This is a genomic window from Candidatus Nebulibacter yamunensis (genome assembly GCF_024208055.1).
GTDB classification, from domain to species: domain Bacteria; phylum Pseudomonadota; class Gammaproteobacteria; order Francisellales; family Francisellaceae; genus Caedibacter; species Caedibacter lacustris.
Map to the genome: position 1 here is coordinate 1 of NZ_JAMBMW010000037.1, position 6,449 is coordinate 6,449.

At 31.3% G+C, this 6,449-nt stretch carries 4 protein-coding genes; 3 read left to right on the top strand and 1 reads right to left on the bottom strand.

What is annotated here, in order from left to right; translation table 11 throughout:
* Window positions 1-212, bottom strand: a 212-nt coding sequence (locus M1V25_RS10030) for a hypothetical protein (protein ID WP_498843190.1), incomplete at its 3' end; no start/stop codon positions are given.
* A gap of 472 nt (window positions 213-684) precedes the next feature.
* Here M1V25_RS10030 and M1V25_RS10035 point away from each other — a divergent pair.
* The 3 genes from M1V25_RS10035 to M1V25_RS10045 all read left to right on the top strand — a co-directional run.
* Complete coding sequence (locus M1V25_RS10035) at window positions 685-5,421, top strand: thioester reductase domain-containing protein (RefSeq protein ID WP_498843191.1); 4,737 nt, start codon at window positions 685-687, stop codon at window positions 5,419-5,421.
* A gap of 44 nt (window positions 5,422-5,465) precedes the next feature.
* On the top strand, window positions 5,466-6,188 hold the full coding sequence (locus tag M1V25_RS10040; protein ID WP_498843192.1) for a PAS domain-containing protein: 723 nt from the start codon (window positions 5,466-5,468) through the stop codon (window positions 6,186-6,188).
* A gap of 41 nt (window positions 6,189-6,229) precedes the next feature.
* Window positions 6,230-6,449 (top strand): hypothetical protein (locus tag M1V25_RS10045; protein ID WP_498843193.1); only part of this gene is annotated, 220 nt, incomplete at its 3' end.

Here is a 6,449-nt window from a genome sequence, read left to right on the forward strand (position 1 = left end):
TCAAACGAGGTGACTAAGCCATTGACTTCATTAGTGATCAATTGAGGCAGTTCAGCTTCAGTAAACTGATAGCTGATCTTCAAAGCATCCTCATCAGTGCATTGTTGACTAAAGAAAGGTTTATTAGGGCAAGTATTCCCATAAGCGTATACTAAGGGAGACAGTAAAAACGATAGAATAAGGAGAGAGATTATTGAGCTTTTTTTAACCATTTTTAACCCTAAAGTCAGTTTAGGCACTGTTAGCAATAATATGAGGTTATGCCTAAGTAAGGTAGTGTTTTCAAGTAAAAAAATATTGCATTATGTGTGGCGTGAAAATAACAATGCAGCTACTTTTTGTTACTACAAATACTTTGATCAGTTTGTTATCTGACCATTAGAATATAAATTGTAAATTTAGACTTAGTGCTATTCTATCGTATAGAAGCGGTAATATGGTTGATTGTAGCTTGATAAAACAACAACAAAAACTGTTGTATGCATACAAACTCAATTCGATTAAAAATATAATGTTGCCGTTTCAATCAACTTAATTATGGGGAGAGATCAGATCAAAAGCAATGTGTCGCAACGTGTCAAAAAAGAGATGAGCATTTTGAAGCATTTAGAATAAATTCTTAGAAAAAATGAAGGAATAGAATAAAACCCAGATTAATGGTAGTAGGTTAGGGGGAGGGTATCAATGACTTACCGTGATTTAAAAGTGTTAAAAAAGAGAAATCTTGCTGAAGAATACAATAAAATCTGCATAATAATAAGTCAATCTTCCTGGTTAAATGAATTTATTACTGTATTAAGAGCAGAAGGATGGCAAATTAAAGCAGTTTATACAGATGTTTATGCTTCAATAATGCATAACGATAAGGAAATACTATGTTATCCACTACATAAAGCACTGTGTGACATTGATAAAACACAGGTAAATTATGTTTTTAGTATTGTGAATCCAATTATCTTGCCTCAACGTATTTTACAAAAATCAATTTGTGTGAACTTTCATCCTGCATTGTTACCAAAATATGCTGGAGTATGTCCTGTAAATTGGGCAATTTTTCAGTCTGAAAAAACACATGGTTATACATGGCACTTTTGCAGTGAGAAAATCGATCAAGGTGCAATATTATTTCAATCAAAAATACCTGTATTGCCAAATGATAATGCAAAAAAACTTATGTTAAAGTGCTACAAAAAAGCTGTTGATGAGTTTTCTCACGTTTTGGAAATACTACTAGATTCTAAGTTTTGTCTTAGAGAAACAGATTCGATTGAGTATTATGGATATAATAGAAAGCCAAATTTTTTATTAACAGATTTTGAAGATTATGCAAGTTGCAAAAGACTATTAAATGCATCTGAATCAATGGATTCCTATAACGATTTTGGTGTTGTCAAAATACTTTTGGGCAAACACTTTTATATTCTTGATGTGCTGAATAAGGCTTTCAATACATCCAAGCAAGCCGATGATAGTATAATTTATTGGAATGGACAGAAATATTATGCGCAACTGCGATCCCTCTATGGTGATTCTGTGATTGAAAATGCGGTATTGTCCGACATAGAAAGCACATATATACAAAATTATTTTACCCATGTTGATAAGCTCGGAAAATACGAATATTATTGGCTGGGTCTTTTAAGAAATTTTATGAGCCCTAAGTTGTTTTCGTATGTTAACTATGCCTATAAGAATGTCAATAATCGATTATCTTTTCAATGTGATTTCTTGAATGAAATTGATTTACCTTATAATAAAAAAGAACTTATTTTTGCTTTATGGTGTTGTATTATTTTAAAAATCACAAATTACCAAACAAGCACAATTTGGTTAACCCATAACTATGCAATAAATGAAAAGTTACAACCATTGTTTTACCCTTATATTCCTTTTTTGTTAAAGGAGATTGAACACGCTAGTATCTTGGAATTTATTCAGTTTTTTATAGAGAAAAAAAATAAAATACGAGATAAATATTTTTTTCTGACAGATTTATTCGCAAGAGATTTTGTACTAAAAGAGGAAAAGGAGCAGTTTTCAAGCTTTTCATTTAGCTTTTCGTATGCAAATAGCATTGCATGTCAAAATCATCCTGTAATTTTTTATTATGACCAAAATAATAATATGATGTATGTTGATTGTTTTTTACCTGAAAATAGCTTTCTAACAAAAGCTTTAGCACAGTTTGAAACATACTTCAACATACTGACTTCATATCATTTGAATTCGAAGTTAAATGAAATTTCGTTGAATAACAGGATAAAAACGCAAGCTTTTGATATGAACAGGGTCTTGATGCAAAATACTAAATACCAAAAGCGACTTGAGCAATTGGTTAAAGATAATGCATACGCTCAACCAAATCATACTATTGTTGTACAAAATGATCGGCAATATACCTATAAAACGTTAGTGAATGATGTCTTACATTTGTCACAAGCTTTGTCTTTCTATATTCCAGCTTCAACAATTATTGGTTTAATCGTTCCACGAGGTTACGTTTTTATCAAAAATATGTTAGCTATTTTGGAAAATAAGTCTGCCTATTTACCGATTTTCCATGAAATGAATGAAGCTGTCATGCTTGATTTAATGCTCGAAATTGGCACGTATGGGTTTATCACGGATCGCATGGTTGAGGATGATAGAGTTGCATCCAAAATTAAAATAGATTCAAACTGCTTTTTTTATATTTTTAAGCAAAAAGAAAAAGTACGGTATTTATCTGATAACGTAGCATACGTGATGTTTACTTCTGGTTCCACAGGCAAACCAAAAGGGATTCCAATTAAACATTCTAATATTATTAATTTATGCGAAACAGATTTTATTAGAGGGATTACAAAAAATAAAAAAGTGATGCATAACAGCCAGGTTTCATTTGATGCAGCTACGTTTGAGATTTGGGGTTCTTTGTTAAACACATCAACTATTTGCATTTTGGAAAACTGTTATTTAATGAGAGAAAAGGCTTACGTTTTTGATTTTTGTAAGAAGTATTCTATTAATACAATGTGGATGAGCACAAAGCTGTTTGAGTCTTATTTAACAGACATGGCATTATTATCACGGAGCGAGCTTGAATATTTGGTGTATGGCGGTGAAAGTTGTAATGTTAGCTTAATAAAAAAATTCAGTTCATCTTGCCCATTAAAGTTGATCCATGTATATGGTCCAACAGAGAATACCGTATTTAGTACTATACATGAATGGAAACATGACGATGAGAGCTTTTATAATGACTATCCAAATATAGGCAAGCCCTTGAAAAATGTTGAAGTTGAGGTTTATGATAAATATTTCAATACAATGCCTTACTACGTTCCTGAGAAGTTGTTTTTGTCTGGTTTAAGCCTTTTTGAAGGTTATCTCAACGCCCCTAATACAACGATTTCTTCCCAAGATAATCGAGATGTTTACAACTCAGGAGACATTTGTTACCTAGATGGGAAAGGAGATTTACACATCATTGGTCGTGATGACAAACTCGTTAAATTAAATGGTTATCGTATTGAATTGCGTCATGTGGAAAGTATTTTAGCAATTAACCCTGCTGTTACATCCTGTAAAGCTGAAGTATTCAAGATGGATAATGGTCAGCAGTACTTGGTAGCTTTTATCATTAGTGACAATATTAATCAGGATGAGTATGAAAAGAGTATTCGCCATACATTACCAAAGTATATGATCCCAAGCTATTACTTATATTTGGATAAGTGGCCATTAACAAGAAATGGTAAGCTAGATAGTAAAGCATTGGTCGAACGTTTTAATACTCATATCACCCAGTATCATAAACAAAAGTTAATTTGTTCAAATACTCTTAGCTTAGATAATATAATTACATTATTTCAAAAAGTTTTACCTAGTAAACATATTGCCTTAGATGGTGATTTTTTTGATTTGGGTGGAGATTCTTTATGTTTAGTCTATTTAAAGACTGAAGTAAAAAAAAGCTTTGATTTTGATTTGTCATTAGTGCAATTTTTAGAAGCTCCAACTCCTAGGGGATTGTATGGTTTATTAACGGATGAAAACAGTACTTCAAATTACAACGTAACGGATTATATATTAAAACGGTTTAATGAATACAAAAAAGAAATTGATGAGTCTGTAGTAACCGATTCGTTTGACATGGAGGTAAGTTGCAAAAACATTCTTCTTACAGGAGCGACTGGATTTTTAGGAAGCGAGGTCTTGCGATATTTGTGTCAATATAAGAAAAATACACAAGTATATTGTTTGATAAGAGCAAAAGGTCAAGCATTTGACGTAAGAGTAAATGAATTGTTGCAAAGTTTGAAGCTTGGTCAAGTAAATTTCAGTAATATTCATTTTATCAATGGTGACCTTGAAAAGTTCCAATTTGGACTTTCAGACGACGATTACCATAATTTGGCTTGCAAGGTAACCTCAATTATTCACTGTGCTTGCTATGTTCACCATTTATATAGCTATAAACAACTCGAGCAAGCCAACGTTTTTTCAACGCTAGAATTGATCAAGTTTGCATTTTTAGGGGTAAGGAAAATGATTGTTTACACATCTTCAATATCCGCAGTTGTGCCAAAAGATGTGTCACAAACGATTTATGAAAAAGTTTATACAGACATCCATGATTTGGCTTTAGCCAATGGTTATAATCAGACAAAATACGTTAGTGAGTTGCTACTAAATTATGCTCATCAAAAAGGTATGGCATGCATTATTGTTAGACCTGGCTGGATTGTTGGTAATAGCCAAAGTGGTTATTTTATAACAGAAAACGATCATTATTCTATGATACTTCGTTCAGTATTAAGTTTTGGTTATGCGCCAGAATTCAATTTCAATATCAACTTTATACCTGTTGATACATTGTCAGAATTGCTAGTTAAACTATCAAATCAAAGAAAAGAAAATAACAAAAAAATGCAGATTATGAACCTTAAAAATAGCAAACCTCTAGCATGGCAAAGGTTGTTGAAGTTTTTGAATATGAGAAAAAGAAAAGTTATTTATGATACAGGTCAATGGTATCAAGCACTGTTAAATACAGACGAAAAATCACCGCTATTTGTTTTAAAATCACTTTATGAATCAGCAGACAAATTAAGGTTACTGTCAAAGTATCATATTATGAAAATTGATACGACTACATGTAAAGATTGGATGCGTCAATGTGGTATGACATTCCCAAGACTAGGAAGTAAAATCATGATGAATTTATTTCAGGCAATTGTTCCAGAATCAACGAATACGCCAAAACCTTTTATGTTGACAAACTGGTGGCAAATTATAGATGATTTTTTAAATACAGCAAAAATAAAGGTGATAAAAATACTCAGGAAAAACAAAATAATTTCTATTGTTGGTCCCTTGATTCTCACATCATTATTGATATATATTTTTGATTTTTTAAGCATAGTCATTTTAGAGTAAAAATTACTTGAATGCTAAGCTTGTAAGCTTAAAGGAGATTTGATTTGGATAAACAAGATAAAGAATTAAACGTTATAGTAAATCAATATGGAATAATAGAATGTATTGATAACAAATGTGGAAGTAGCTCAAATTTTACTGCTTTTGTAGGTAAAAGTTATAATGAAGTTTTTAAAAAAACACATCTATTTGGTTTGGATATAGACATCAAGGATATAGTACGACTTGATTGGAAATCGAGGAATAATGATATTGAATGCAAAAGGCATTATATAGTAGTAGTTAATAACTGTGATCACGGTATCGTAAAATATAAGTTAATTAATATAGATGAAATTTTATATACAGCTGAAATAGTAATTAAAGCTAAGACTCATGAGTTAGAAAGTATTATTGATATGATACCAGGAATCCTTTATTGGAAAGATGGAAGGGGAACCTACATAAAAACAAATAACTCTATACTTGCTGGTGGCATTAAAGTTAAAGATTTGCTTGGAAAAAATGACAAAGAGATTTGGTCAGAAAAAGCAGAAGAACTCAGTCAGCATGATAATCAAATTATGATGGGCATAGTTGAAGAAAAAGTGTTAGAAGAGTCTACAGTAGAAAATGGAGAAATTAAATATTATATTGCACATAAGAAGCCATACAAAGACCATAATAACAAAATAATTGGCATTATTGGCTTATCGATAGATATAACAGAACGCAAAAAACTTGAAGCTGAGACCATCCGCCAAAAAATCAACTTGAAAAAAAGTTAGAATATCAAAAGAACTATTTTAAAGCTTATGGATACGATTATGTGGACGCACTTAAAAAAATCTCCGATGCACTTGAGAATATTGAAAAACGACTAATGAAACTTGATATGCCAACTGGGGTACGCAGTGAACTCAATGATGAGTTTTATAATATTAATGAAAGTTTATCTGACATATACTCGCTTTATCAAAAAATAAATACATCAATATTAGATCAAGATAAGGAACCAGAAACAAACCAAATTCCTTTGCATTTACAAG

Coding starts and splice junctions, on each gene's coding strand:
- M1V25_RS10035 (WP_498843191.1), top strand. CDS start 685: ATGACTTACCGTGATTTAAAAGTGTTAAAAAAGAGAAATCTTGCTGAA.